At 46.8% G+C, this 25,855-nt stretch carries 23 protein-coding genes and 1 riboswitch; of the genes, 11 read left to right on the top strand and 12 right to left on the bottom strand.

What is annotated here, in order from left to right:
- Positions 1–25 precede the first annotated feature (25 nt).
- Positions 26–2,011, bottom strand: a complete 1,986-nt coding sequence (gene abc-f, locus ACQ5BJ_RS24965) for a ribosomal protection-like ABC-F family protein (RefSeq protein ID WP_430112863.1) — start codon at positions 2,009–2,011, stop codon at positions 26–28.
- 106 nt (positions 2,012–2,117) lie between these two features.
- Positions 2,118–2,270 carry an RAxF-45 family protein gene (locus ACQ5BJ_RS24960; protein ID WP_005545686.1) on the bottom strand — a complete coding sequence of 51 codons (153 nt, stop codon included), beginning with the start codon at positions 2,268–2,270 and terminating at the stop codon, positions 2,118–2,120.
- Positions 2,271–2,524: 254 nt separating this feature from the next.
- On the opposite strand from ACQ5BJ_RS24960, the gene ACQ5BJ_RS24955 reads away from it, so the two are divergent.
- Both ACQ5BJ_RS24955 and ACQ5BJ_RS24950 read left to right on the top strand, forming a co-directional pair.
- Positions 2,525–3,409, top strand: coding sequence for a LysR family transcriptional regulator (locus tag ACQ5BJ_RS24955; protein WP_163978596.1), 885 nt, complete (start codon positions 2,525–2,527; stop codon positions 3,407–3,409).
- A 207-nt stretch (positions 3,410–3,616) separates the two neighbouring features.
- Positions 3,617–4,825: an NAD(P)-dependent malic enzyme gene (locus ACQ5BJ_RS24950; protein WP_005545684.1), complete on the top strand. Its 1,209-nt coding sequence runs from the start codon at positions 3,617–3,619 to the stop codon at positions 4,823–4,825.
- Positions 4,826–5,008: 183 nt separating this feature from the next.
- Here the strand turns inward: ACQ5BJ_RS24950 and ACQ5BJ_RS24945 are convergent, their stop codons facing one another.
- On the bottom strand, positions 5,009–5,509 hold the full coding sequence (locus tag ACQ5BJ_RS24945) for a YwhD family protein (protein WP_005545683.1): 501 nt from the start codon (positions 5,507–5,509) through the stop codon (positions 5,009–5,011).
- Between the two features lie 118 nt (positions 5,510–5,627).
- Here ACQ5BJ_RS24945 and ACQ5BJ_RS24940 point away from each other — a divergent pair, with 118 nt between their 5' ends.
- The 3 genes from ACQ5BJ_RS24940 (at position 5,628) to ACQ5BJ_RS24930 (ending at position 9,372) form a co-directional block, all read left to right on the top strand.
- On the top strand, positions 5,628–7,604 hold the full coding sequence (locus tag ACQ5BJ_RS24940) for a M1 family metallopeptidase (RefSeq protein WP_005545682.1): 1,977 nt from the start codon (positions 5,628–5,630) through the stop codon (positions 7,602–7,604).
- Between the two features lie 4 nt (positions 7,605–7,608).
- Complete coding sequence (locus tag ACQ5BJ_RS24935) at positions 7,609–8,430, top strand: carbamoyl transferase (protein WP_367667318.1); 822 nt, start codon at positions 7,609–7,611, stop codon at positions 8,428–8,430.
- Between the two features lie 317 nt (positions 8,431–8,747).
- Positions 8,748–8,889, top strand: a riboswitch (cyclic di-AMP (ydaO/yuaA leader).
- A 3-nt stretch (positions 8,890–8,892) separates the two neighbouring features.
- The gene (locus ACQ5BJ_RS24930; RefSeq protein ID WP_005545679.1) at positions 8,893–9,372 is read left to right on the top strand and encodes a C40 family peptidase; all 480 of its coding nucleotides are present in this window, start codon (positions 8,893–8,895) and stop codon (positions 9,370–9,372) included.
- A gap of 297 nt (positions 9,373–9,669) precedes the next feature.
- On the opposite strand, the gene ACQ5BJ_RS24925 is transcribed toward ACQ5BJ_RS24930, so the two are convergent.
- The 5 genes from ACQ5BJ_RS24925 to ACQ5BJ_RS24905 form a co-directional block, all read right to left on the bottom strand.
- A complete protein-coding gene (locus ACQ5BJ_RS24925; RefSeq protein ID WP_430112857.1) occupies positions 9,670–10,191 on the bottom strand; it encodes a serine protease in 522 nt (173 codons plus the stop codon).
- A gap of 171 nt (positions 10,192–10,362) precedes the next feature.
- Positions 10,363–10,968 (bottom strand): response regulator transcription factor, encoded by a 606-nt coding sequence (locus ACQ5BJ_RS24920; RefSeq protein ID WP_005545676.1) that lies wholly within the window; start codon positions 10,966–10,968, stop codon positions 10,363–10,365.
- Positions 10,965–12,146 carry a sensor histidine kinase gene (locus ACQ5BJ_RS24915; RefSeq protein WP_005545674.1) on the bottom strand — a complete coding sequence of 394 codons (1,182 nt, stop codon included), beginning with the start codon at positions 12,144–12,146 and terminating at the stop codon, positions 10,965–10,967. Before ACQ5BJ_RS24915 ends, ACQ5BJ_RS24920 begins: the two co-directional genes overlap by 4 nt.
- On the bottom strand, positions 12,147–12,881 hold the full coding sequence (locus ACQ5BJ_RS24910; protein WP_005545671.1) for an ABC transporter permease: 735 nt from the start codon (positions 12,879–12,881) through the stop codon (positions 12,147–12,149).
- Positions 12,882–12,970: 89 nt separating this feature from the next.
- Positions 12,971–13,879, bottom strand: coding sequence for an ABC transporter ATP-binding protein (locus ACQ5BJ_RS24905; protein ID WP_005545670.1), 909 nt, complete (start codon positions 13,877–13,879; stop codon positions 12,971–12,973).
- Between the two features lie 292 nt (positions 13,880–14,171).
- Between ACQ5BJ_RS24905 and ACQ5BJ_RS24900 the strand changes: the two genes are divergently transcribed.
- The 3 genes from ACQ5BJ_RS24900 (at position 14,172) to ACQ5BJ_RS24890 (ending at position 17,342) form a co-directional block, all read left to right on the top strand.
- Positions 14,172–15,536, top strand: a complete 1,365-nt coding sequence (locus ACQ5BJ_RS24900; RefSeq protein WP_430112853.1) for an ABC transporter substrate-binding protein — start codon at positions 14,172–14,174, stop codon at positions 15,534–15,536.
- A 95-nt stretch (positions 15,537–15,631) separates the two neighbouring features.
- Positions 15,632–16,216 (top strand): RNA polymerase sigma factor, encoded by a 585-nt coding sequence (locus ACQ5BJ_RS24895; protein WP_268622655.1) that lies wholly within the window; start codon positions 15,632–15,634, stop codon positions 16,214–16,216.
- Positions 16,197–17,342 (top strand): DUF4179 domain-containing protein, encoded by a 1,146-nt coding sequence (locus ACQ5BJ_RS24890; protein ID WP_430112851.1) that lies wholly within the window; start codon positions 16,197–16,199, stop codon positions 17,340–17,342. The genes ACQ5BJ_RS24895 and ACQ5BJ_RS24890 overlap by 20 nt, the downstream gene beginning before the upstream one ends.
- A 49-nt stretch (positions 17,343–17,391) precedes the next feature.
- Here ACQ5BJ_RS24890 and ACQ5BJ_RS24885 read toward each other — a convergent pair whose 3' ends face one another.
- Positions 17,392–18,138, bottom strand: coding sequence for a YggS family pyridoxal phosphate-dependent enzyme (locus ACQ5BJ_RS24885; protein ID WP_430112848.1), 747 nt, complete (start codon positions 18,136–18,138; stop codon positions 17,392–17,394).
- A gap of 260 nt (positions 18,139–18,398) precedes the next feature.
- On the opposite strand from ACQ5BJ_RS24885, the gene ACQ5BJ_RS24880 reads away from it, so the two are divergent.
- The 3 genes from ACQ5BJ_RS24880 to ACQ5BJ_RS24870 all read left to right on the top strand — a co-directional run bounded on the left by ACQ5BJ_RS24880 (position 18,399) and on the right by ACQ5BJ_RS24870 (position 22,731).
- A complete protein-coding gene (locus tag ACQ5BJ_RS24880) occupies positions 18,399–18,689 on the top strand; it encodes an ArsR/SmtB family transcription factor (protein WP_005545657.1) in 291 nt (96 codons plus the stop codon).
- Positions 18,686–21,169, top strand: coding sequence for a DsrE/DsrF/DrsH-like family protein (locus tag ACQ5BJ_RS24875; protein WP_430112845.1), 2,484 nt, complete (start codon positions 18,686–18,688; stop codon positions 21,167–21,169). The genes ACQ5BJ_RS24880 and ACQ5BJ_RS24875 overlap by 4 nt, the downstream gene beginning before the upstream one ends.
- A gap of 380 nt (positions 21,170–21,549) precedes the next feature.
- Entirely contained in the window at positions 21,550–22,731 is a 1,182-nt protein-coding gene (locus ACQ5BJ_RS24870; protein ID WP_430112842.1) for a GNAT family N-acetyltransferase, read from the top strand.
- 122 nt (positions 22,732–22,853) lie between these two features.
- Here ACQ5BJ_RS24870 and ACQ5BJ_RS24865 read toward each other — a convergent pair whose 3' ends face one another.
- The 3 genes from ACQ5BJ_RS24865 to ACQ5BJ_RS24855 all read right to left on the bottom strand — a co-directional run bounded on the left by ACQ5BJ_RS24865 (position 22,854) and on the right by ACQ5BJ_RS24855 (position 25,755).
- Positions 22,854–23,405: a GNAT family N-acetyltransferase gene (locus ACQ5BJ_RS24865; protein ID WP_005545650.1), complete on the bottom strand. Its 552-nt coding sequence runs from the start codon at positions 23,403–23,405 to the stop codon at positions 22,854–22,856.
- A 195-nt stretch (positions 23,406–23,600) separates the two neighbouring features.
- Positions 23,601–25,040 (bottom strand): alpha/beta hydrolase family protein, encoded by a 1,440-nt coding sequence (locus ACQ5BJ_RS24860; protein WP_430112838.1) that lies wholly within the window; start codon positions 25,038–25,040, stop codon positions 23,601–23,603.
- A 127-nt stretch (positions 25,041–25,167) separates the two neighbouring features.
- Complete coding sequence (locus ACQ5BJ_RS24855; protein WP_005545647.1) at positions 25,168–25,755, bottom strand: NAD(P)H-dependent oxidoreductase; 588 nt, start codon at positions 25,753–25,755, stop codon at positions 25,168–25,170.
- Positions 25,756–25,855 lie beyond the last annotated feature (100 nt).

Here is a 25,855-nt window from a genome sequence, read left to right as displayed (position 1 = left end):
TGTATTCGCTATTGTTGTTTTGGCCTTACTGCTCCTCTACGGCCATCCAGCCACGATACAGCTCATCTAATTGCTCGCGCAGCACATGCTGTCTTCCAAGCAGTTGTGTCCAATCAACATCCTTATCTCCTTCTGTAGACAATGCAGCCATTTCCTCTTCCAGTTGACAAAGCTGTTCTTCTACAGTTTCTATTTCCTGCTCCCATTGTCGTACGGGCTGATCTTTCCGTTTTCCTTGTGCCTGATTGCGGTATCCTCCTGCATTCATCTTGTCGCCGTCAGACTTTGATTGACGCGCTTGCGGACTCTGCTCCGACACATTCGTAGCTGCATGCGGAGCCACTGGCATCGATTCTAGATGTCTGGCTCGACTCACCCAGGACTGCAGCTTCTCCTTGCACTCATCGTAGTTACCGATATGAACAGAGAGCTGTGTCTGTTCCAGCACCCACAGCTTACGCGCAACTCGATTAATGAAATACCGATCATGCGAAATAACCAGCAGCGTTCCAGGGAAAGACTCCAGTGCCTCCTCCAACGCTTCTCTTGAGTCGATATCCAGATGATTGGTCGGTTCATCAAGCAACAGCAAATTCGGCTTCTGATACATAAGCAAGGCAAGCCGGAGCCTGCTCCACTCTCCGCCCGACAGATTCGCAATTCGCTTGAATACATCAGCACCGTAGAATAGGAATCTGGCAAGCTCCCCTCTGGCCGCTCCTTCTTCCATCGCGACTGTCTCGCAAAAATATCGGAGCACCGTTTTATCCTCAGCAGGCGGTGCTTCTTCCTGTGCCAGATAGCCTACATCCACACGCGAACCGACGCGAATATCCCCCTCATCTGGAGCAATGTGGCCAAGCAGCATTTTCATTAATGTACTTTTCCCTGCCCCATTGCCACCAAGCAAGGCAGTACGTTCACCGTATAACAACAGCCCGTTCACTTGGTTCAACAACTTTCGCCCGCCGTACACCTTAGTGATTCCATCAAGCATGAGCACCTGCTTGCCAGAGCGATCCTCCTGCTTCAGCTTTAATTCCATGGTTCGCCGTTCCAGCACAGGACGCTTCAGCTTCTCCATCCGGTCGAGCGCCTTCTGCATGGAAGCGGCACGGCGATGGAAGCCCGGATTCGGCGGGTTCGAGCGATTTCCCCATTCGATCAGTTGCTTAATCGTCTCCTGCATCTTCTTAATCTTCTTCTGCTGTTCCTGATAGCTGGCAAATTGCTGCAGCAGCCTTTCTTCCTTCTCCTTCTGATAACCGGAATAGTTCGTATGATAGATGAATGCCTCTCCGTCCTCAATCTCCACCATTTTACCGGCCACACGATCAAGAAAATACCGATCATGCGAGACGATCATCACGGCTCCTGAATAAGCAAGCAGGAAAGATTCCAGCCATTCGATGGCTGCCATATCCAGATGATTGGTAGGCTCATCAAGCAGCAAAATGTCCGGTTGCTTCAACAGCAGTGCAGCGAGCCCTACCTTCGTCTTCTCTCCCCCGGAAAGTGAGGAGAAAGGACGATTGTATTGCTCTTCTGTGATTCCAAGTCCGGCACTGACCCGCCGAATGGAAGCCTCCATTTCATAGCCGCCTGCCTGCTCGAATCGCTCCATCAGTTGGCCATACTGCTGCAGCAATTGAGACATCTGCCCCTCGTCTTCGGCTGTTGAAGGATCTGACATTTCCGCTTCCATTCGCTTCATCTCCTGCTCCCAGCTGCGCACTTCTGCATATCCTTCTGCCAGTACATCATATACCGCAGCAGACTCCGGCGCAGAAGGAACCTGATCAAGCAGCCCTACAGCCGCGCCTTTGCGTATAAAAATATCCCCTTGATCCGGCATGGAAGCGCCGTTCAACATTTGTAAAATTGTTGTTTTCCCAGAGCCATTGCGGCCAATCAGGCCAACCTTTTCTCCTTCTTTTACTTCAAATGAAACATCCGAGAGCACCAAATTGGCTCCATAATATTTTTTCACATGCCAAAGGCTTAGTATCACGTTCATTATCCTCCTCGGGGCGTGTGCACGACACTTGCCTCCCGATCCAGAACATAAAAAAGGCTGCAGGGAAATTCCCTACAGCCTTTGCATAAACCTAATCCGATCAGGTTAAGGCAGGAGAGTCTTCACGCCGTATTATCGTATTCGTATAGGTAAAAATGGACATACGTATCCCGTTGAGGGCTGCATCATGGATAATGCCAAATATAGCCACTGGCAATTGGCCAATACGAATACTCGACGTACTAAAGTTCATCTCCTACCTCACCTCCTGTTCCTGTTCTTCTTCAAAGAACACTATATTGGTATATTATACCTCAATTCATGAGCTCCGTAAAGGGAACTCTGAATCCCCTTTCATCGTTCCTTCGTATGTCATTATAGTCATCTCTGTATACAGCAATTATTCATAAATTCATTTAATTGTAATCTTTATCCATCGAAGAACCTTCTCGTTTCTTGTAGAATAGGACTCGCATTGGATTATCATATCGGAGGGAACCAAGCATCATGAATTTGCGGGAACTGGAATATTTCAAGGCGGTTAGTGAGCAGCACAGCTTTACCAAAGCGGCTGAACAGCTCTATGTGTCCCAGCCTTGCGTAACAGCGGCCGTTAATCGGCTGGAAGAGTTCTTGGGCGTACAATTGCTCGAACGCAACAAGAAGGAGAAGGCCGTGCGCGTCACAGCGGAAGGAGCTTTATTTCTAGCCCGGGTAGATAACATTTTGTCTGAAATTGATGAGGCTATCATGGAAGTTCGCAATTATAACAGCTCCAGTATTCATTTCGGTCTGCCGCCGATTATTGGGGCCTATTTATTCCCGTCCATGTTCGCTTACATAAGAAAGCGGTATCCGCACGTGCAATTCAAAGTAACGGAATACGGCTCCCGTGTAACAACAGAACTGCTTCGAGAGGGCAAGCTGGATCTCGGCATCATCGGGCAACAGAATAAAGAGCCAATTGCTGGTCTTCATTCCGTGCTGCTCTATGAGGATCACTTGACTGTATGTGTACCGGATGATCACCCTTTAGCGAAGCGTAAATCGATATCCATTGCAGAGCTTAAGGAAGAGCACTTTATCGTGCTGACAAATGCTTATGTACACCATGAACAGCTCATGAAGGCCTGCACCCATTATGGATTCAAGCCGCAAATTGTATTTGAGTCGGATGAAATCCAAACCGTGAAGTCGATGGTAGCCTCCGGTGCCGGCATTTCCTTGATCGTCTCGATGGCGGTGCAGAATATGCCTGGCCTAGTAACCGTCCCATTGGAAGAGCCGATGCCCTTTTATATTCAACTGTGCTGGAAAGAAGACCACCATCTGTCGAAGGACTGCCTCAGTATGATTGAATGTATGCGTGAGATGCCACTTCAGGGCGTGTAGAGATGCATAATAGATCCAGAGAACGATTATAAAATCACAAAAAAGTTATTTACCAAATTGATCATAAATAAAATTTATTAGCTTATATGCGGAACGTATTTCCCTTTTCTCTGTTAACGTAGCACAATGTAGCATGAGGCTTATCTGCAATTCCATTGGCGGAAGGGTAAGCCTCCTCGGAGAGAATAACAGGGAGCTGATTGTAGTATGCCAGTAGCACTGGACATCAAAGAGGAATCGTTACAACTTCATAAGAAGCTGCACGGCAAAATTGAAGTAACAAGCAAAATTGAGGTCAATTCCCCAGAGGATTTGAGCCTTGTATATACACCAGGCGTAGCTGAATCATGCCGACTTATTGCAAATGATAAGAATGCGGCCAATGAATATACGTTACGCGGCAACATGATCGCCGTCGTTACAGACGGTTCCGCCGTTCTTGGACTAGGCGATATCGGCCCATATGCGGCTATGCCGGTCATGGAAGGCAAATGCATGCTGTTCAAGCAGTTCGGCAATGTCGATGCGTTCCCGATTTGTCTCTCCACGCAAAATGTAGACGAAATTGTCAATATCGTCAAAAACATGGAGCCGACTTTCTCCGGTATTAACCTGGAGGATATTTCTGCACCACGCTGCTTCGAAATTGAGCGGCGCCTGAAGGAAGAGACGAATATCCCGATCTTCCACGATGATCAGCACGGCACTGCCATCGTACTGCTTGCTGCTTTGATGAATGCGCTGAAAGTCGTACACAAACAAATGTCGAACATTCGCGCCGTGATTAACGGTGCTGGTTCTGCTGGTATTGCTATCGCGAAGCTGCTGCTGAAGGCAGGTGTTCAGCATGTGTCCCTTGTGGATTTAAAGGGCGTAGTTTGTGAGGGAGAGGAATGGATGAATCCTGCGCAAGCAGACATGGCGATGGTAACGAATCGCGAACATATTCGCGGTACACTGACCGAAGCCGTACGCGGGGCAGACGTATTTATCGGTGTATCCGCACCCAAGGTGCTTACACAGGAACATGTTCGTTCCATGAACGAGAAGCCGATTATTTTTGCCATGGCGAATCCAACTCCGGAAATCTTCCCGGACGAAGCGCTCGCGGCTGGAGCAGCGGTAGTATGTACGGGTCGTTCCGACTTCCCGAACCAAGTGAACAACCTGCTTGCATTCCCTGGCATCTTCCGTGGTGCGCTCGACGTTCGCGCTACCGACATTACAGATGACATGAAGCTGGCGGCAGCCCGCGGCATTGCAGCAATCGTAACGGATGCCGAGCTCAGCCCAACCTACATCATTCCGAATCCGCTCGATAAGCGAGTTGTACCTAGCGTTGCTTCTGCGATTGCACAGGTTGCTATCGAGACAGGAGCCGCGCGGGTGGACAAGATGCCGATATACCGTGTCTAAGCGTATTAATACCTTTCCTTAGTTGGAGCAATAGGTATCACCTTAGATGATTAAGTAAAGCTAAATAGAGCATGTAGCCCTATCTTTATCGATAGATAACTCACTATATACAGTTATATAAAAGAAGGCCGCTGTACTGATCCTGAGATCGGCATAGCGGCCTTCTTTTATAAGCCATTATTACTAAGATAACTGTTCCTTCACTTCTTCTGGCGTACGTTCCCACCATTCTGCATTGTGTGTCATAAGCAACTCACGCAGCGCAGCCTTATCCTCTGCATTCAGCTCATCGACGAGCACACGGCGCTTCATCGCGTAATCCATGCGATTAACATGATCAGCGAGCATCTTCCAGCCGCGCTTAGCCTCCGCATCAATCAGCATTTCACAAGCCGCCAAGCCGCCATAGAACGCACCTTCTGGTGAACGGTCAACAGCAACCCATACGATCCAGCATTGCCGTCCGTTCGGAACATCTTCCTTATTAGTAGAGAACTTAATGCCACGCTCCACCTTACTCTTCGCGTGCATCGCTCCCAAATCAATGTACGCCTTCCCTTCATCGATGATGACAGGCGAGACATTGTTCAGATCGATACTGCCCGAACCAAATCCTTTATGCTTACCACTGCTCATGACATTCAAAGCCAGCGGCTTCTTAACTTTCTTATCTGAAGATTCCATTCCACTGTACACTCCTTCCTTGCCCACGAACTCAAAATCATTTTCATTTTAGCTAATAATCTGCAAAAAGCCAACATATACATGCTGTAGATGCTTGTCAACGGGAGGTTAAAAACGTATGACCCGAAGCAATGTATATCGCCGGCTCTTATTCACTGCCTTGCTCTTAGCCGCCTGCAGCTTCCTCCTCGTTTGGTTCTGGCCGTCTGGATCCGTCCCATCACTTGGACCCGAGGTGAATAAACAGGCGGTTCAGGAACCAATCACGCAGCAAGCTGTGGAGACTCCCAGTGTGGAGGTGCTAAGTGAACGTATTGCCGAATATCATATTGAAGTTAAGCTGGACGAGTCCACTCACACGCTGATCGGCAAGCAAACAGTCACTTGGACCAATCCCGGGAAAGCAACTGTAAATGAATTATACTTCCACTTTTATCCGAACGCATTCCGTTCGCCGGACACGACCTTCATGAAGGAGTCTGGAGGAAGATTGCGTGAAGACAGGTTGCCAGCCGACGGATATGGCGGTATGACGTTAAAATCGTTATCCACGGTTGACGGCATGTCCTTAATGAACCGCACACAATTCGTACAACCGGATGACGGCAATTCGAAGGACGAAACACTCATGAAGCTGCGACTTACGAAGCCCGTACGCAGTCAGGAAAAAGTTACGCTTCGCATGGAGTTCGAAGTCAAGCTTCCAAAAGTATTTGCACGTATGGGTCATGCCGATGATTTTGTGATGGCCGGCCAATGGTTCCCGAAGATTGCTGCATTTGAAAAAGCAGGTGTTCGCGGGCGATCCTCCGATGGATGGAATCTTCACCAATATCATGGCAATTCAGAATTCTACTCGAATTACGGCATTTACAGTGTGCGTATTCAAGTGCCTGACAATTACATCGTTGCTGCAACTGGATTTCCAACAAAGACGCCCGTTATTGCGGACGGGAAAAAATCGTATCAATTCTATGCAGATGACGTCCATGACTTTGCGTGGTCAGCCTCTCCGAAATTTGTTTATTTTGAAGAACCATTCTCCTCCAGCCAAGTTCCAGGAGTTCGAATCAAGCTGTATTTGGATCCGAAGCATAAGGATTTGAAGGAACGATATTTCTACGCTGCCAAGACCGCATTATCGAAGTTCAGCGAATGGTACGGCAAATATCCTTATTCCACCTTGTCCATTGTCGTTCCACCTAAGGCAGGTAATGGAGCCGGCGGTATGGAGTATCCAACCTTGATAACAGCGTTTGGGGCAGAAGATGAAAGTCCAGGCTATGACTTGGAGCGAACCGTCATTCATGAAATTGGGCATCAATATTTCTATGGAATTCTTGCGTCTAATGAATTTGAAGAAGCTTGGCTTGATGAAGGTTTTACTTCCTATGCGGAAGATAAGCTGATGGAACAGGAATTCGGCGTACATCCTAATAATGCGGTACAAGCGAGCTATATTACAGATCCGGCTCCACTCAAGCTGGAAGCTTGGCGATACAACAACCAAGATCATTACGCGGAAAATGTGTACATGCGTGCCAAGCTGGTTCTTCTCGCTATTGAGAAGCAGGTTGGAGAAAAGATGATGAACCGCATCATGAAAACCTATACGCAGAAATATCGTTTCAAGCATCCAACAACAGCCGATTTCCAGCGCGTCGTTGAACAGGTAACGAATCGCAAGTGGATTGATTTCTTCCAACAATATGTGTACAACGGTCAAATGGCAGACTTCGCTGTAGAAAATATTGAATCTCGTACGATTGAAGCAAATGGCTCTATCAAATATGAAGCGACTGTTCACATTCGCAAGCTGGGAGCCAATTATCCTTCTATTCCAATCGTGTTTGGATTTACCGATGGAACTACAACACGCAAGTCATGGAATGGAGAAGGAGATCGAATTCAGTATACGATAACCCATAAAACACCGCTTAGCTGGGTAATGGTCGATCCACTGTACACTATTGTCGTCGAAAACAAGCATATCAACAATTACATGCGTGCTCATGTCGACGAACCTATTCGTACGCGGGTTAACTTGTCCGTTATCAAGGTAATCGAAGCAATTACGAACATTCTGGGGTGGTGATCGCGTGAAAACCTATGTTCGATCAGGCTGGAATTGGTGCAAAGATCATATTTACATTTGGATTATTCTATTTTTGTACCAACTGTTATGGGGGTTCTTCCTCTACCGTTTCGTCGATGGAATCGTGACGCCTATCCTGCGCCGCTACCCAGATCCTGCACCTACTGAAATGAGCAAGCAGCTCTTTCTAACAGAAAGCCAATTCCATCTAATGAAGACAAATGACTATATGCCATACTTTTGGGCCCTTATCGGCTTCATCGCCATCCATTTGCTGCTTACGCCCTTTATTCATGCGGGCGTATTCCATGCTATGTCACGTCCCAAGCAGCAGGGGCTGGCCTTCTTTCAAGGTATCAAGCTTGTATGGAAGCCCATGCTTGTCCTATATTTGTTAGAAGTTCTCCTCATCACGGTCCCTGCCATATGGTTCGTTCCCTATACTGCGAATGCACTGTCAACATCGAATTCTCTTACTTCCTTGCTTATGGCCATAGCCCCCTTTGCAATCGCTTGGCTTATTGGCGGCTGGCTCGTTCACCAACTTTTCCTGTTCCTGAACTTTGGTGCCGCATCAGATACACCATTAATTCGCTCTGTGACGGCTGGTACGCGGCGCCTGCTGCCCATCCTCGGGCTATCTCTAATATTTATCGGAACTACAATTGGAATAGGCATTATGTCTACATCCGCTGCCGCAATGTTCACAGGCATTACCGCACTCATTATTCAACAGGCGCTGCCTGCAATTATGACTATGCTGAAAATGTGGGGATTATCTGCTCGTCATGCGGTATGGCAGGAAGCTGAACAGCAAATGAAATAAACAAAATAAATGAAGCAATAGATCAAGAAGTAATGAATAGATAGGAATGAAAATAAGGACATCATGAAGTGATAACATTACAAAAGTTACAAGGCGTTACGATGAAATGATGCACAGCAGCATAAGAAAAATAAAAAACTTGTCTATCAGCGAAAAATAACGCTGATTTGACAAGTTTTTTTCGTGTCAAGGACAAAAAATATTTGTCAAAGGAAAAATCGTCTGTTACAATAAATCTAGATTTATTACAACTTTGTCATGAAAGCGGCACTAACTCTTGCAAAATTGTTACTATCGCACGCAGCAATACATATCCCAAAACCAGATTGCCGAATTTCCGGATAGTCCGGAAAGCGGGGGAACCAGTTTTTACGGGTGAATTGATCTTGAAACACAGGGATCATAGGGGTCCTTCAACCGAACCCTCCAGCTAACCTCGCAGGCACGGAAGGAGCTTTCCCTTTGAAGAAGAAGCTAGTTACAGCGGTACTCGGGCTGAGCGTTTTGTTTACATCGCTCGGAGCGGGAAGCACATTCGCAGCATCCAAAATGGACAACACGATTGACGGTTTGCTAGGCATTTCGTACAAGTATGGTGGAACATCAACGAGTGGCTTTGATTGCTCTGGATTTACCAAGTACGTGTTCAAAAAGTTCGAAATTGATCTCCCTCGCACATCTTCGTCGCAATTCGACTCTGGCGACAAAGTAAGCAAAGACGAGCTTCGTCCAGGAGACCTAGTTTTCTTTGACACAAGCGGCGGCAACGGTGTATCTCATGTCGGTATTTACGTAGGCGATAACAAATTCGCACACGCTTCGACTAGCAAGGGTACGCGCATCGACAGCCTAAGCATGGACTACTACGAGAAGCGCTATGTAGGTGCTCGTCGAGTATTGAGCGAGAATGACTTTTCGTCTATTGCTACAGACGATAAATAGCTTACTAGTTTCCTGCACTCTTAATATTATTGAACGACTGCATAACCCGATGAGAAGCGCTGCGCGCCTTTTCGTCGGGTTGTTTCATTTAATCCCCTCGCATCCGTAACATTTCGGCTCCTTTATCCTATGCAGCTCTGCATGCCAATGATTCATGCTTCTATATATATTTACGAAATCATTACCTTTTGGTTTCTGCACAATTTCCTAGCCTATATAACACAGGGACATACGCTGCCGCGCATGTCCCAATATTTAAAATCTGGTTATCAGCATACTTGTATCGGCGCTGCACACTTATTTGGCTGACCCGTTTAATTCTTGGAATTTCGCCTTTATCTCTTCTGGTGTGAGCCCATCTGCGTCTGCTGCTGCCTTATGCTTTTCTTCCTCATGCTGAAGCTGCGTTTGACGATCCTCGACAGGCTTCCCGTTATCGTGATGTTTCTCGTGGAACAGTCGTCCTTTTATGCCCAATTTCTCACGCAGTTCCTGACGAATTTGCTTGCTGCTTTTCCCTTCTGTCGAAATGCCATGCTTCTTGGCGAGCAATTGAACCTTTTTCTCATGAAGCTGTTTCATTTCTGTACGGAGCTCTTTCATCTGAGCTTGTATCTGCTCTAACTGCTTGTCTGTCTCCGAATCCTGCTGCTTCGCATTGGACTGTCCTACCTTCGTTGCGGCTACACTTATGGCAGTCTGGCCTTTGGCCTTATCTGACACAGCATTTTCCCCATTGCTGCTTTGCGCTGCTGCAGGCGATGCCATCAACAGAAGCATCAGACATGTCCATGCTGCTACGGTTGAATTGCGTTTCATTGGTTCCACCTCCTTATGTAAGGGATGGCTATAGTATGTTCGTTAATCCTGAAATGAAACTGAAAATGAGCTAAATATTCGTTTATGGTGGGTCACACCTGAATAAGACAAGACTTGCAGGAAACGTCTCACGTCCACGCCGCCCTGTATCTTGTACATCCAGTTGTTTATTTAGTCCAGCCAGCCTTTTTCCCGCGCAATTCGAATGGCCTCAATTCGCGTGCCCGCTCCGACTTTACTGAGCGCATCTGACATATAATTGCGTACCGTTCCGTAGGACAAGAACAACTTTGCACTAATATCCTGCATGGACTGCCCTTCTTCTGCAAGTTTCAGCACTTCCTTCTCCCTTGGAGACAAAGGGCAAGGATCCTCCCAAGCCGCTAGTGTCAATTCGGGACTCATCACCCGCTTGCCCGCGTATACTTTGCGAATGGCATCCGACAATTCATCACTTGGGCTGTCCTTAAGTAAATACCCCCCTACACTGGATGCCATTGCACGCTGGAGATAGCCCGAGCGAGCAAATGTTGTCAGCATAATGATTCGGCATGCCCATCCTTTTTTCTTGACCGCATCCGCAACATCCAGCCCCGTCATGAGCGGCATTTCAATATCCAATACAGCAATATCGGGATGCAGCTCCTCTATTAATTCCAGCGCAACTTTTCCATTCTCCGCTTGACCAACCACTTCGATATCACCTTCAAGGGACAATAAGGTGGCTAATGCACTGCGCAGCATCTGCTGATCTTCTCCAAGTATTACTCGGATCATTGCCCTTCTCTCTCCTTCCCATCACGAATAACGCGAGGTATAACTAACGATAATGCCGTCCCTTTGTGAGGGGCGGAATCTACCACAAGTGTTCCATCTACAAGCTGCAGACGCTGCCTGAGACCTGCCATGCCCGTCCCACTTGATTGCTTAAGCTGATGCTCATTAATACCTACACCGTTATCTGCAATATTCAATCGTACTAAGGACTCCTCAACTTCAAGCAATACAGTACAGCACTTGGCTTGGCTGTGCCTCACAACATTCGTTAACGTTTCCCGAAAGCACATGGCTAGAATCGTTTCCTGCAGAGCCGACAGCGGCAATCGGGATACCATAGTTGAGACTGTAGCAGGTTGGGCGATACCCTCTCCACGTTCCTGAAAGCTCAGTTCTATTCCTGCAGCTGCACAAAGTTGTCTGCCATGTTCGTATTCCTCTGCAAGCTTAACGATCTTCATCTCAGTTACGAGCTGACGCATCTGCTTCAACGCCGCACGCGAGGTTTCCCGAATTTCCCTCGCTTCTGCAATTGCCCGCTCCGGATTACGTGTAATCAGCTTTTCTGTCACTTCACTCTTCAGCGTAATTAAAGACAACGTATGTCCAAGTGTATCATGCAATTCCCGCGCAATGCGCTGTCTCTCTTCCTGCTGTGCCATTCGCTCAAGCTGTGACGTAGCAGCCTGCAATCGTTCCGCCATCTGCTTGTACTGCCCTGCTGCCTGCATGATGAACGGCATGAATAGGATACCGAACAAAGGCGGCAACAACAGCGTATGCAGGGAAGACCATACGGTTATGGTATCCAAGCGTTGAAATAACCCTATTATAATGCCTACTGTCATGACAGCAGCTATACCCAAAATAACTGTTGTTTTTTGCTTGCTTATCATCTGCGCGATCATGAACACCATATAAGCATACATAGGGTGATAGAATAGGATAAACATGAGAATAATCACAACCTGAACAGTCAACCATAGCAATACCTGCTTCTCATAATGGTACTGCAGCCAAAATGCGATCACGAGAAACAGAAGCAGCGTGAACCCCAGCCAAAACTTGGCGGAGGTTTCACGCAGCAGGAAAAAAATAGGCACACATAAGTTGGCAAGGGAGATATAAGGCTCTACCCCCTCTTTTTCGGGAAATAATCTCTTCTTACCTACGTTCACTTACATCGCTTCCCGTCTGTTGAAGATATAACTCGATATTACCATGAAGATAATGCCGCAGCCCAGTAGAATAGCCCAATCCAGCAGTGCAGGACTACTGCCAGCAAGCATATTCCATGCACCATGTGCATAACGGTAGGATGGCAGCCATTCCCCAATTGCCTGCATCCAGCCCGGCAATGTCTTCAGCGGCATCCACAAGCCCCCCATGATGGCAAAACCCATGAGCAAAATATTAGCAACCGCAATGGATGCGTCAGCGCTCTTCATCGTTCCAAGAAGCGAGCCGATCGCGAGGAATGGAATGCTTCCAAGCCACAGCCACAATCCGCATGTCATCCATTGTACAGCAGTAAGCTCAATATGATAGGCAAAGTAGGCAGCAGGGAAAATAATCAGAATGACCAGCATATGCACCAGCATATGCGATACGATCTTAGCTCCGATCCATACCGATGGAGAGAGCGGTGTTAGGCGAAGCAAACGCGTCCATCCGTCACGACGCTCGTATGCTAAGCGAATGCCGAACTGGCTCATTGCCGTGCCGATCAGGCTGAATGCAGTCATCGACATTAACGAAAAGGCCCCATATGTCGTTGATTCAATAGACTTCGATGCACCATTTAAACTAGCAAACAAGAAATAAAAAGCGATTGGCATGCCAAGCGAGAATAGTAAGAAGAATGGACTGCGCATAATTCGCAGACTCTCTGCTTTGATTTGAGCTTGCAACATTAATAATTCCTCCTGATAAATGATTCGATTTTTCGATATGTGAGGGGAAACTCTCTTCCCTAATCCGTTTATTTGTAGACCGTAGGCAGTTATATAATTTCACGTGCAGCTTCATGCGATTTTGTAATTGTACGGAAGGCATCTTCAAGCTTAGCCGATTGGATATCAATATCACGTACGCCCCAGCCGGATTGCATCAACGCGGATAATACCTCATCTGTATTCCGAACGTGGATACGAATCTTACCCGATGCACGTTCTACCTTCACGACACCCGGAAGCTGCATGAGCGCCTCGTCCTGCTGTTCGACTTGTAAGCTGAAGGACACTGTCCGCAGTGTCGTTTGCGCCTTGAGCTGTTGTGAGGTTCCGCTGGCCGCTACCGCCCCTCCTGCAATGATGGCGATATGGTCAGATACTGCATCAGCTTCTTCCAAGTCATGTGTCGTAAGCACAACGGTACGTCCGTCGTTCGACAGAGCGCGAACCGTATCCCAGAAGCGATCGCGTGCTTCTACGTCCATGCCGACCGTCGGTTCGTCGAGCAGGACAAGCTCGGGATTGCCGGCCAGGCTTTGTGCGAAGGCCAATCTTCGACGCTGTCCGCCGGATAGCGAGGATGCGCGCCGCTTGGCTTCTGCATGCAGACCCGATAGGTCGAGCAGTCTGGATAGCGGAAGCGGGTTGCGATAGTAACTCCGGAACAAATTTAATACCTCCGCAACATTCAAGCCGTCCGCCGCCTTTACATCCTGCATGAGGGCACCTACCCGCTGCCGAAGTTCTTTCGTCCCCGCAGGTTGGCCAAGCACCTTGATCTCCCCTGATGTCGGCTTTTGCAATCCAAGGATCATGGAAATCGTCGTTGTCTTGCCCGCACCGTTCGGGCCAAGCAGTGCACTAATCTGTCCACGCTCAAAGCGGAGATCGATATTGTTTACAGCGCGAAAGCCGCCAAATTGCTTTACAAGGTTGGTACATTCGATTGCGTATGTCATCTATGATCATCCTTTACTTTTCTTTTTTGCTGTATTGTAAGCGCTGATTGTTCACCTGCCGTATTGCTTATGTAAGTATTGTACGGCAGTCGTAGTTGAACCAATTAGTGTACGATGTCATCAACTGCATATGACAAATGTCAGAAATTAAGTGGCAGTATTCGGAATGCTGACCGCTTCTTTATATAAAGGGCACTTTTTAAAATCAACGACTTTCCCAAGCCTTAATTTTGGCAGCCCCGTCACAAAACAGCATGTCTGTCCGTTGTATAAGCAGAAAAGGAGAGATAGCATGAAAAAGAAGTGGAAGCGTGGAATTGCACTGATCATTGTCATGTCTTTACTAAGCGGTTGTTACGGAGAACAAAAACAAAATGAGATATTGGAAAGTGGAAAAATCAAAGTCATGTACTATGATGAACCGTCGTTCTATAACGATTACGGGAATCTCTTCAAGATGAAGTATCCAAAAATCGAATTTGATGTCATCAACATGAATAACGTGCACGTAAATCGCGAGCAAAACGGCGCTTGGGACTACCATGTAGAATTAAAGAAATTAATTGAGGCACATAAGCCTGATGTGCTGCTGCTAAACGAGAATTTGTTCGAAGATTATGCGCGTCAGGGGCTGCTGTACGACATCGAAACTATGATTGCAAAGGACAAGTTCGATATCGACGCAATTTCTCCCGGACTTATCGAGATGATTAGGGGGAAAGGAGACGGCAAGCTATACGGATTAGCCCCGTATTTTTACACAGATGTCCTGTATTTTAACCGAGATTTGTTCAAGCAGCATCAGATTGATGTGCCGACGAACAAGATGACCTGGAAGCAATTGTTTGAGTTATCGAGAAGATTCACCAATACGAGCACTGGCGAAAAGACAGTAGTTGGATTATATCAGGACTACGGTGTGGAGCACATGTTACAGCAGGTCGTGTCTTCCTCCGAGTTACGATTACTCGATGCAAAGACAGACAAGCTGCTTATCAACTCGGACGGTTGGAGAGAAGCAATAAAACTTGTAACAGACGCCATACGCGATAAATATATCTATCTGCAGGCTTCAAATCGAACTAGCGAAGAGATGATCGAAGGCTTTTTTAGAGGTCAAGCTGCGATGACACTCAATGGACCTTGGCTTGCGAAAGAATTGAAAGCACGCGCTCTCTTCGACAAAGCATCGAAATCGTTCGAATGGGATATCGTTACTATGCCTGTTGCTTCTTCCTCCCCAGATGAATCGGCAAATGTGCATGTCCCGGAAATTTTTGCGATAGCCGGAGACTCGTCAAATAAGCAGGCGGCATGGGAGTTCGTCAAGTTCGTAAATAGCGCGGACATGGCTATGTCCGCATCGCGGACGGTAAACGGAAAATTGCCGGCACGCCCTGGCTTGCTCCAAGATATTGAAGGCAAAAGCCCGGAACCTTTTTATTTGCTTACGCCCAAAAAAGCACCTTCTTTCGAGGAATCTCTAGGCAGTACAGCCGCGTATAAAGAGTTCAATCAATTATTCCAACCTGTCTTGTCAGAGGAATTGCAAGCGATTATCGATGATAGGCAGACCGTTGAGGAAGCGATAGCCGTGTTGGAAGTGAAGGGACAAGAAGCACTGCAAAAAACAAAAAACAAAATATCTGAAAAATAATGCACTGAAACAGTGCTCTTATTACCCAAAAGTGAAGCTATACAATAACAAGGCATTGTTAATCCGGGCTGTATGAAAGGAGGATCCATACGGCTATGCCATCCAGCTTAGATTATCAAACTGTTGAGACTTTAGAACATGCCATTGCTCAAGTCAAGCGCGGAGATAAAGAAGCATACACCCATATCATCCATCGATTTCAGAAACAAATTTATCTATACTGCTACTATTTGTTGGGCAGCAAGGAAGAAGCCGAGGACGCTGTTCAGGACATATTTATTAAAGGATTTCAACGTATCCACCTTTTCGAGCCTCAGGTATCTTTTTCAGCCTGGATCTATAAGATTGCCTACAATCATTGCTTGGATATTTTGAACCGCAGAAGTAGACGCCGAAAAATACTCTCCCTGTTGAAACACGATCAAATCAATGATCAAGAGATTAAGTATGAAGATCTGGTTTATCAATTGCTGGACAAGCTTTCTACAGAAGAGCGGCATATTTTGTTATTAAGGGCCGTAGAAGAATATAGCTTCGATGAAATTAGCGAGATTATGGATTTAAAGCCATCGACGATTCGAAAGAAATATGAACGTTTGCGGAAAAAACTGCTTCGATATCAAGCCAGTCCATCCACAGAGGAAGGAGGACTTCATAAGCATGTCATCAAGCCATCGTAACGGTGTAGATAGTGAACAGTTAGAGGCATGGATTCGCCAAACGCCGACAAATCCCGATTTTACGGGCCAAATTATGAATCGATTGGATACCGAGCCACTATTTGTTGAAGCTTCACGTAAAACACGTCGCAGTCCAGCAGTCCGTTCCATTGTCACATCGATTGCTGCAGCAGTCGCTGCATTCGTCTTATTAATAGGGGTCTCCTTCCTGTCTCCCACGGTAGCCGAGTCCATGAGACATGTGCCGGGCGTGAGCAGTCTTTTTCGCCTTGCGGGAGATCTAGGTCTGCAGGCAGCTGACGAAAAAGGACTTGTCACCTCATCTGGGCAGAGTGTGACCCATCATGGTCTGACACTTTCGATTCCGGTAGCAACCTATGACGGAGTACGAGTGGCAGTTGGCATTGAACGATCGGGCTTATTAGGGTTGCAGGAGAGCAGTAGCCGCAAACCCTTAACGGAATCTTTAAGTAATATTCAACTCCTTATTGATGGAAAAAGGATTGACGAATATACATACAACCAGCACTCGGTTGGCATCATTACTTCCCCAGGGGAAAATGAAAATTCGGCGATCCTTATGTTCTCCGATATGCGAAATCAAGAAGGAAAATCCTTGCCCGACAAGTTCGATTTAACGGTAAAGCTTACCGTGTCAGGCATACAAGAGCCTTATCAAATGACGATTCCCATTTCCATGCAAACAAAGGATTCAGTCGTCATGAAGCCGTACATTTCGAAAGCTGGCAGTCCATTCACCATCACATACAATAAAGTGGAATTAACGCCGATTACGACGAGTCTCGCCGCAAGGCTAGAAATATCGAATGGCAATTCGATTACGGTCAATGATTTGCCGATTGGATTTGAAATCTACGATGATAAAGGGCGCACAGTCAAATTGCTAAACGGTTCAGGATTACATGAGGACAACGGGAAAACGATTTTGTTTAATTTACTTTACCAGCCATACGACCCTATTCCGACGTCCATTACGATCAAGCCTTATCTAAATCTCATCAATGAGCATGATAAATCCCAATTCAATTTTGGAGCAGATGGAAAGCCACTCATCAAATATATCCCCGAGCTCGAAGTTACATTTCCCGTTACACCTTCAAAATAGAAAAGAAGAGAGCCCCTTGGCTCTCTCCTTCCATCCCTATTCCACCCATTTATTCGGATTTCGAGTTTTCATTCCAATAATGGCTGTCTGGATAGATGCGCTTGCCGAAAATGGCAGAGCCCACACGCACCAGCGTTGATCCTTCCTCAATTGCCGTTTCGAAATCTCCAGACATCCCCATCGACATAACTTCCATGCTGACGTTTGGCAATGCAAGTTCTTGCGCTTCACGACGAATATTCTGGAGCAACTTGAAGCATTTGCGTACCTTGTCTTGATCGTCGGTGAACAGCCCGATTGTCATTAGCCCCTTAATGCGGAGCGTGTCCAGCTTGGCTACCTCCTGAATTAAAGCAAGTGCATCCTCTGGGGCAGCGCCGAATTTGCTTTCCTCATACGATGTATTCACCTGGATAAGGACATCCATCGTACGGCCTTCCTTTTGCAGCCGCTCATGGAGTGCCGTAGCCAGCTTCATGCGGTCGACGGATTGAATGCATGTTGCAAATTTAAGTACATCCTTCACCTTGTTTGTTTGCAAATGGCCGATAAAGTGGAAGTCTAGCGACGGATTAGCCGAAGTAAGCGGCTCCCGCTTCTGCAGTCCTTCCTGAACTTTATTTTCCCCAATTAAGTTCTCCCCTGCGTCCAATGCCATCTGAATTCGTTCAACCGGAACTGTCTTCGTAACGAGCATCAGCTTTACTTCCTCAGGGTTGCGCCCACTGCGCTTACAAGCCTGCTCGATACGTTCGCGGATCACTCGTATGTTATGTTCAATATCGCTTAGTTGCATCGTTATCACCACATTATTTTAGGATTTATGTCCATTCTAGCACACATAATCGGGTAAGGCTGTCCCCTTCTGCACAATATAAAGCTGAATTCAGCGCCTCCGATTCCAGTTATTAGTTTCATCCTTATGTTGATTTTATTTTCATTATATATTAATATCGTAATATAACGATATAACGATTTATTTACTGCAACACCTTCTTGCAGATAATGAGCCATTCTATCTATTCACTTTCCTAGAAACGCTAAAGGAGACATGATATGAATAATGACTATGAACGTTTTAATGATACTGCCGAGCTGCTAAAGGCTCTGGCACATCCTGTTCGCCTCTGTATCGTGAAGGGGCTGCTGGATAAAGGGAGCTGCAATGTATCCTTCATGCAGGACTGCCTTGGCTTGCCGCAATCCACGGTATCCCAACACCTGCAGAAGCTGCGCAGCATGGGGATTGTAACCGCACATCGCAACGGCCTAGAAGTGAACTATCAGGTAGAGAACGAGAAGGTAAAACAGCTCGTTAAAGCATTTTTCGGGGAGGAGACATCATGAGCAAAAAGGTACTGATCGTTGGAGGAGTAGCTGGAGGGGCTTCTGCCGCAGCACGTCTGCGCAGACTGGATGAGGATGCCCACATCGTCATGTTTGAAAGGGATGCTTATGTATCGTTCGCTAACTGCGGGCTTCCCTACTATATCGGAGATACCATTCAAGATCGCAACAAGCTGTTCGTGCAGACACCAGAAGCTATGCACCGCCGATTCAATATCGATGTGCGCGTGCACAGCGAAGTCATCGGCATTGATACGCAAGCGAAAAAGGTACGGGTACGCAGCAAAGAGAAAGGGGAATACGAGGAATCGTATGATTCCCTGATTCTGTCCCCCGGTGCGAAGCCGGTACGTCCACCGCTTCCAGGTATTGAGAGTAAACGAATTTATACGCTTCGTAATATTCCTGATACGGATCGCGTGAAGACGCGCGTGATGGAAGATGGCACCCGCTCTGCTGTCGTCATTGGCGGTGGATTCATCGGGGTGGAGATGGCCGAGAATTTGTGCGAAATTGGGCTGGATGTCACGTTAGTGGAGGCTGGATCAGCCATTCTTGCTCCATTTGACGCAGAAATGGCAGGAATTCTATCTAAGGAGATGGAGCAGCACGGTACATCTCTCATTGTAAATGACCGTGTGCAATCGTTCCGTGATACGAACGGCGGAATAGAAACACAGCTGGCCAGCGGCAAAGTGCTCGCAAGCGATATGGTCATTCTCGCAATCGGGGTAGCACCGGACACGGGCTTTATTCGAAATAGCGGCATTGAGCTGGGGCCACGTGGTCACATTATCGTAAATGATCACTTGCAAACCAATGTAGAAGATGTTTATGCCGTAGGAGACGCAGTTGAGGTTGTCGATTTCGTAAATGGGACAAAAACAGCGATCCCGCTTGCAGGGCCAGCCAACAAGCAAGGGCGCATCGCAGCAGACAATGTAAGCGGACTTGGCACTTCCTATAAAGGTTCGCAAGGCACATCCATCCTGAAGGTATTCGGATTAACCGGTGCTGCAACAGGGAATAACGAAAAAACATTGCAACGATTAGAGTTGCCATACAAGGTTACTTATGTACATCCGAATTCCCATGCCGGGTACTATCCGGGTGCCAAGCCAATGACAATCAAGCTTATTTTTAATGAGAAAGGCATCGTGCTCGGAAGCCAAATTGTCGGCTATGACGGCGTAGACAAACGGATGGACGTCATTGCTACGGTTATACGCTTAGGCGGTACCGTTACTGATCTTACGGAGCTCGAATTGTCCTATGCACCACCGTATTCTTCCGCTAAAGATCCCGTGAATATGGCCGGGTACACAGCTGAGAATATACGGACAGGCGCTGTAGACGTGTTTACGCCTGCCGATCTGGAACAGCGCAATCCACACACTACAATGCTTGTTGACGTACGTACGGATATGGAGCATCAGAATGGTCATATTCCTGACTCGCTGTCTATTCCCGTGGATGAGCTGAGAAGCCGTCTGCACGAGCTCGATCGGGAGAAAGAAATCTGGGTCTACTGCCAAGTTGGTCTGCGCGGTTATACAGCGTCACGTATCCTAAGTCAGCATGGCTTCAAAGTGAAGAACTTAACGGGTGGATATAAGACATATCAGCATACACAATATACCCCCGGTCAGATTACGCCGCCTGCCAGGCCTGACCAAGACACGGCGGTGAGTCCAGTAAAAGAAAGCAATGAACAGAAAGATGCACAGTACTCCTTCGATCGCACCCTGGACGCATGTGGTTTATGCTGCCCAGGTCCACTCATGCAAGTGAAGCAGCAGATGGATGTGATGCAGGAAGGTCAAGTGTTGAAAGTAAATGCATCCGATCCCGGCTTCTATGAGGATATCCAAGCTTGGGCAGGTATGAGCAAGCAGGAGCTGCTGCATGTTCAGAAACACACGGATGGGACGATTGAAGCCCATATTCGCAAGCTGCCGCCTACATCCTCTGCAAAGGAGCCGCAACTGGCAGACACACGCAGTGTGTCCTCAGATCGCAGTACCATGATCGTGTTCAGCGGCGATCTCGATAAGGCCATCGCCTCCTTCATTATTGCGAACGGGGCAGCCGCTTCAGGAAAGAAAGTGACATTGTTCTTCACGTTTTGGGGTCTGAATATTTTGCGCAAGCCGGACAAGATTCCCGTTAACAAAAGCTTTATCGGTAGAATGTTCGGTGCTATGATGCCGCGAGGGAGCCAGAAGCTGGGCTTGTCGAAGATGAACATGATGGGCATCGGACCGAAAATGATTCGCTCGGTGATGAACAATAACAATGTATCCTCGCTAGAAGAGTTGATTGAATCTGCAATCCAGCAGGGTGTCGAAATCGTTGCCTGTCAGATGTCGATGGATGTCATGGGCATCGCCCATGAGGAGCTAATCGATGGCGTTATCATCGGCGGTGTAGGCTACTATCTAGGCAAGGCTGATCAATCGGGCATTAATTTATTTATTTAATATATCATTCCTTTCTTGTTCTATAGAGCAATCAAAGGACAATTCGAACTACAAGGCTGCAGATCAATGATCTGCAGCCTATTTACTTATTTTACAGTCATCTCATTTCTCCATTTTTACCTGCCACCTTATACCTATCGCAGCTTACTCATCTTTAACTACCAACCTCTTGCCACAACAAATACCTTGAATATTTTTCCTGTTTGCACCATAATAAGCCGTGACATCTATGAATACCACCTTCGTGCAACCTTATCCTACAAGTTAAAGGAGTGATGATGTTTGATTACGAACAAACTAATCAAAGCGCATGTGAGAGGTATGGATTTCTAGTATCGATTCTATGAATCCTCTCATATGTGTATGGGAGGCCAACCAATATGGTATATTCACAGCAAATGGCTCATGGCAGAGAGCTTGCTAACGAGGAGTTCCGCCAAGCGGCGGAACTTATTCACTCATTCCCGCAGCATTTATCGGTGAAAGGCGTACTTTCAGGCGTTGTAGCTGGCCGTGTATTCCTTGCCCATGACGGTAAACTGGCGTTATTAACGAGTCCGCAGGGGATGATTTTTCTGGGAGGAAATCCTACAGCCTCGTGCGAGGGAGCTCATCCGTTTTTGTGGGAAATCAATCAATTGCTTGCTAAAGAACTGCTGCCAAGCCTTGCTTCTGACGGAGAGCTTGACTATGTATTGTTTTATCCTAGCGATGACGATGTATGGCAAGCAGCACTGGAGTTGGTTATGAAGGATATCCTGCCTATGCGAAGCGGCCGCATGACATTCACGTGTGATCCACGCAGCTTGGATCATATTATGGATGATCGCGTAATGCCGCTTACCCTCAGTTTACTCAAGCAGGAGAATCTGACAGGGGCCGAAGAGCTCATCGATGAAATCTTAGAGGTCTGGCCTTCACTGGAAGCTTTCGAGGGAAACGGCTTTGGATGCGTGGCTGTCCAGCACACGGGCGACGGGCCGGCCATAATAAGCTGGTGCCTGACCGATTGGGTCGTCGGGAACGAATGCGAGTTGGGTATCGAAACGGATGAAGGATACCGCAATCAAGGCTGGGCGCGCAAGACGGTATCCGGAACGCTCTTGCTGGCCAAGCAGCGCGGCATTACCCGCGTCGGATGGCAATGCTGGTCGAGCAATATCGGGTCGCAGCGCACAGCTTTATCCGTCGGATTTAAGCAGCTTGCTGATTTCCCGGTTCTGTTCGGTTGGAACCTCCCGCTGAACAATCTCCTCGTTAACGGCAACCATTACATGCACGGCGATGAACGATATGACGTAAGCAAGGATTATGCCCGTTCTGCATGGAGCTATTCGCAAGCGTTGGATCAAGGCTGGGACTGGGGCGGCGATGCGGCATTGTATTGGAATGCAGCCTGCATGTTCTATCTGACCGGTGAACAGGAACGAGCAGTCCATTTTTACAAACTAGCCATTGAAAAAGGATGGGCTGATATCCCTCAGCCTCATGATCACGTGTATGTATACAGAGAGGCAGACAGCGAAGTAATTGCCCGTACTCTTGCGGAAGCTTGCCGATAGGCTGCCCCTAGATATACGCGATTGCTTTCCAAACACAAAAAAGCCATGGAGCTCTGCCTTTAACAGGCGGACACTCTATGGCTTCCCTATTTATAAGGAATCGTTCATACAAATTGATCAACTCACTTTTGCAGGGCATCGTATTCACTACGAACTAAGCCAAAAATGAGCTCATCGTAGTATTGCCCCTTCGTAAAGACCATATCTCTCAGTCTTCCTTCCTGCCGGAACCCTAGACGCTCATGCATTGAAATTGATGCTTCATTATATGCATATACATGCGCAGTCACCTTGTGATAACGCAGTTCTTCGAAATAGTAGCGCAGCAATACCTGAATCGCATCCGAAGCATAACCCTTGCGCCAATGCTCTCGGAATATCGACACGCCATATTTGAATGTGCCATTTCGCTTATCCACGCCATGCGCGTTCATTCCGCCCACCATTTCACCCGCAAGCGTTTCAATGGCAAACCGAAACTGATCGCCTTCCGGCGCTGCAGCCGCCCGCTGTTCCGTCCATAATCGAGCACCTTCTTCGGATCTGGGAAAATGAACCTCATCGCATAATCGGGCAATCTCCGTATCATAATCATTGGCGTGGAAATTCTCCCAATCGCTGGCGACAATGGATCGCAATCTGACCCTTTTCCCTTCCCAAATATGATATACCATACTCGCTCCTCCTCATTAGATGCTGTCCACTCATTTCCTCATACGAGGGCGGAGATCTTGAGCATAAATCAACCCTATTACTGTTAGCGATTACATGGTTCTCATTCCCTTCCTAGTCATGGATTATATCATGAACCTTATATTTGGTAAATTAATGAAATGTAGTGTCTTTAATGCGTGCTGATTCAATCAGTCTTATCCCTTCTCCAATGAAAACTCCGGATTGTCTCCGATACTCTGTTCCAACTTCTCAAATGGTCGTCCCTTTAAGTAATGGTTAAAAAAATCGAGCGAATACTCGTTAATGAGACGATGTGCAGGACGCAGATTAACCCCTACTGTATTTTCGAGTAAAGGCGATATCAAATACATGTCACAGAAGGCTAAATGATCCATGTTTTTTATTTTCATCCAGTAGTTTCCTCCCTCTGCAACATGCTTATAACGTTCAAATATGTCACCAAAGTACTTGTTTAAAACTTTTCTCGTTGTACCTTCAGCAGCGGCTATTTGGTTTGCACCGGCAAGCGTTCTATCCGCACTCATCATCAACAACGGCTTCTTCACCCCGCCTTCCGGAATCCGAAGCTGACCAAATAAGCCCCCGTCCAAATTAATTGCTGCCTTAATTCTAGCGTCAGACATCAGCATTTGAACACTGGTTGCTCCACCATAGGAATGACCGAACATACCGACATTTTTCATATCCATTCTTCCTGTAAAGCGATGGTCTGGATCACCATTCGCCAGCTTCTCCACTTGATTGAGCACAAATTTGGCGTCATCCACCCATACCTTATTCAATTCATCCAAGTGCCCAACTGACGGATCCTGGGGAATAAAATTCGCAACGCGGCCGTCATCGAACACCGATGCAATGCTATTATACGTGTGATCGATGCCCACAACGATATACCCATAGCTGACCAATTGTTCAATCTGAAAAGTATTATGGCTTTTATGCCCACCCATGCCGTGAGAAAACAGAAGTACTGGATATGTCGCTTCTTTATCGGATATTTCCGCATTTTCGATCGCGTGCGTTTTAACGTATTTCATACTTGTGAATAACATTTTATGCATATCAAAGTTTTGACTGTACGCATTTTCGAAAACATCCGAAGCAGGTACATAGGGAGCTGTTTTCCCCTTTGCAGTCGAACTAGCCGGATACCAAATTTGTACCATCAGTTCGCGCTTATCGCCTGATTTGGGTTTAATCGTTTCCTCTCGCTGGTCATCCTTCCAATCATATGTCACTGTCCCAATCTTGTACGGGCCTGTAGGCTTCTCAAAGGTAAACACCGGGTACCAAAGGGGAAGAGACACTGCGAAATAAGAATATAGCACTGCCAGTGTTATCATAACAATTTGCCTAATTACGGACCGCTTTCCTACAACCCCCTCAGACTTGAGCAGATACCTTGCTGCAAGGATACAGATCGGAAGAAACGTTATCACGTAGACCGGAATCATCTGCCACCGCATTCCTTCGACGAACCCATGTATGAGCACCAATAACGCAGATATGTCGAAACCAATGAACAGCATCCGATTCGTTTTGTTCCTTGCAAATATCAGCCAGCCAAGCAATAGAATATTCATCACGACTGACAACAATTCAAGCGATCTCATAAGAATTGAACCTCCTCATTTATAATTTACAGCGGGTTAATTTTCACATTACAGTCCACTGTATAGGGACATTCAAAACTTACTAATTTATTCGTTATCCGCAACAATATGAACCATACTCAGCCACTTATCGAGACATTAATTTAAAATAATGGTAAATCTTATTCATTTTTCTACCCTGCTTGCCTTTCGAACTTTCCATACTTCCAAATTCAAAAAACTTCACATCTTTAATGCCTACATACTGAAACAAAGCCCTTTTCATCAACACTTTATGTACATTGCGATACCAGAAAAACGGATACAGGGCCGGGCCTTTCATGGTGGATATGCAGACAACAGATTTCCCTTTCAGCAGACCTTCCGGCAGCAATCCACCATGATCTCGGTATGCAAAATCGGAAGCAAATAATTGATCAAAGTATCCGAGCAGCATTGCGGGGGGACGCAGCCACCAAATCGGATACACGAATACCAATTTATCGGCTTTGCGAATTTGCTCCCGATACTTCTCTAGGCTTGGATCGAGATGCATATCTCTCCTCCGCTTTGTTTTGTGAAACACCAGTACCGGATCGAAGCTCTCCTCATATAAATCGAGAACTTGAATCTCCTCAATGTTCTCGTTCTCCTTGCATCCTTGTATGACCTGTTGTAAAAAGGCGTAGTTCAGACTGTTATGATTCGGATGTGTGTATACGATTAATACATTCATCTTCCCACCACCAATTTAGTTTAATTATCATTTGATAACAAAACAGTAACACTCGCCAATTTAGTTGTCAAATGATAATTGTGTATTGACAATTAATTTG

It is taken from the genome of Paenibacillus sp. B1-35, from assembly GCF_050474385.1.
GTDB lineage: Bacteria > Bacillota > Bacilli > Paenibacillales > Paenibacillaceae > Paenibacillus_B > Paenibacillus_B alvei.
Note: the sequence above shows the minus strand (reverse complement) of the source record. Positions and strands in the feature narration are given on the sequence as shown.

What these genes read in the sequence shown, in the direction of transcription:
- ACQ5BJ_RS24910 (WP_005545671.1), bottom strand. Translation starts at nt 12,881, where the DNA reads ATGTTGCAAGCTCAAATCAAAGCAGAGAGTCTGCGAATTATGCGCAGT.
- ACQ5BJ_RS24900 (WP_430112853.1), top strand. Translation starts at nt 14,172, where the DNA reads ATGAAAAAGAAGTGGAAGCGTGGAATTGCACTGATCATTGTCATGTCT.
- ACQ5BJ_RS24880 (WP_005545657.1), top strand. Translation starts at nt 18,399, where the DNA reads ATGAATAATGACTATGAACGTTTTAATGATACTGCCGAGCTGCTAAAG.
- ACQ5BJ_RS24960 (WP_005545686.1), bottom strand. Translation starts at nt 2,270, where the DNA reads ATGAACTTTAGTACGTCGAGTATTCGTATTGGCCAATTGCCAGTGGCT.
- ACQ5BJ_RS24940 (WP_005545682.1), top strand. Translation starts at nt 5,628, where the DNA reads ATGACCCGAAGCAATGTATATCGCCGGCTCTTATTCACTGCCTTGCTC.
- ACQ5BJ_RS24860 (WP_430112838.1), bottom strand. Translation starts at nt 25,040, where the DNA reads ATGAGATCGCTTGAATTGTTGTCAGTCGTGATGAATATTCTATTGCTT.
- ACQ5BJ_RS24905 (WP_005545670.1), bottom strand. Translation starts at nt 13,879, where the DNA reads ATGACATACGCAATCGAATGTACCAACCTTGTAAAGCAATTTGGCGGC.
- ACQ5BJ_RS24955 (WP_163978596.1), top strand. Translation starts at nt 2,525, where the DNA reads ATGAATTTGCGGGAACTGGAATATTTCAAGGCGGTTAGTGAGCAGCAC.
- ACQ5BJ_RS24895 (WP_268622655.1), top strand. Translation starts at nt 15,632, where the DNA reads ATGCCATCCAGCTTAGATTATCAAACTGTTGAGACTTTAGAACATGCC.
- ACQ5BJ_RS24855 (WP_005545647.1), bottom strand. Translation starts at nt 25,755, where the DNA reads ATGAATGTATTAATCGTATACACACATCCGAATCATAACAGTCTGAAC.
- ACQ5BJ_RS24875 (WP_430112845.1), top strand. Translation starts at nt 18,686, where the DNA reads ATGAGCAAAAAGGTACTGATCGTTGGAGGAGTAGCTGGAGGGGCTTCT.
- ACQ5BJ_RS24925 (WP_430112857.1), bottom strand. Translation starts at nt 10,191, where the DNA reads ATGAAACGCAATTCAACCGTAGCAGCATGGACATGTCTGATGCTTCTG.
- ACQ5BJ_RS24950 (WP_005545684.1), top strand. Translation starts at nt 3,617, where the DNA reads ATGCCAGTAGCACTGGACATCAAAGAGGAATCGTTACAACTTCATAAG.
- ACQ5BJ_RS24890 (WP_430112851.1), top strand. Translation starts at nt 16,197, where the DNA reads ATGTCATCAAGCCATCGTAACGGTGTAGATAGTGAACAGTTAGAGGCA.
- ACQ5BJ_RS24885 (WP_430112848.1), bottom strand. Translation starts at nt 18,138, where the DNA reads ATGCAACTAAGCGATATTGAACATAACATACGAGTGATCCGCGAACGT.
- ACQ5BJ_RS24870 (WP_430112842.1), top strand. Translation starts at nt 21,550, where the DNA reads ATGGTATATTCACAGCAAATGGCTCATGGCAGAGAGCTTGCTAACGAG.
- ACQ5BJ_RS24945 (WP_005545683.1), bottom strand. Translation starts at nt 5,509, where the DNA reads ATGGAATCTTCAGATAAGAAAGTTAAGAAGCCGCTGGCTTTGAATGTC.
- ACQ5BJ_RS24865 (WP_005545650.1), bottom strand. Translation starts at nt 23,405, where the DNA reads ATGGTATATCATATTTGGGAAGGGAAAAGGGTCAGATTGCGATCCATT.
- ACQ5BJ_RS24920 (WP_005545676.1), bottom strand. Translation starts at nt 10,968, where the DNA reads ATGATCCGAGTAATACTTGGAGAAGATCAGCAGATGCTGCGCAGTGCA.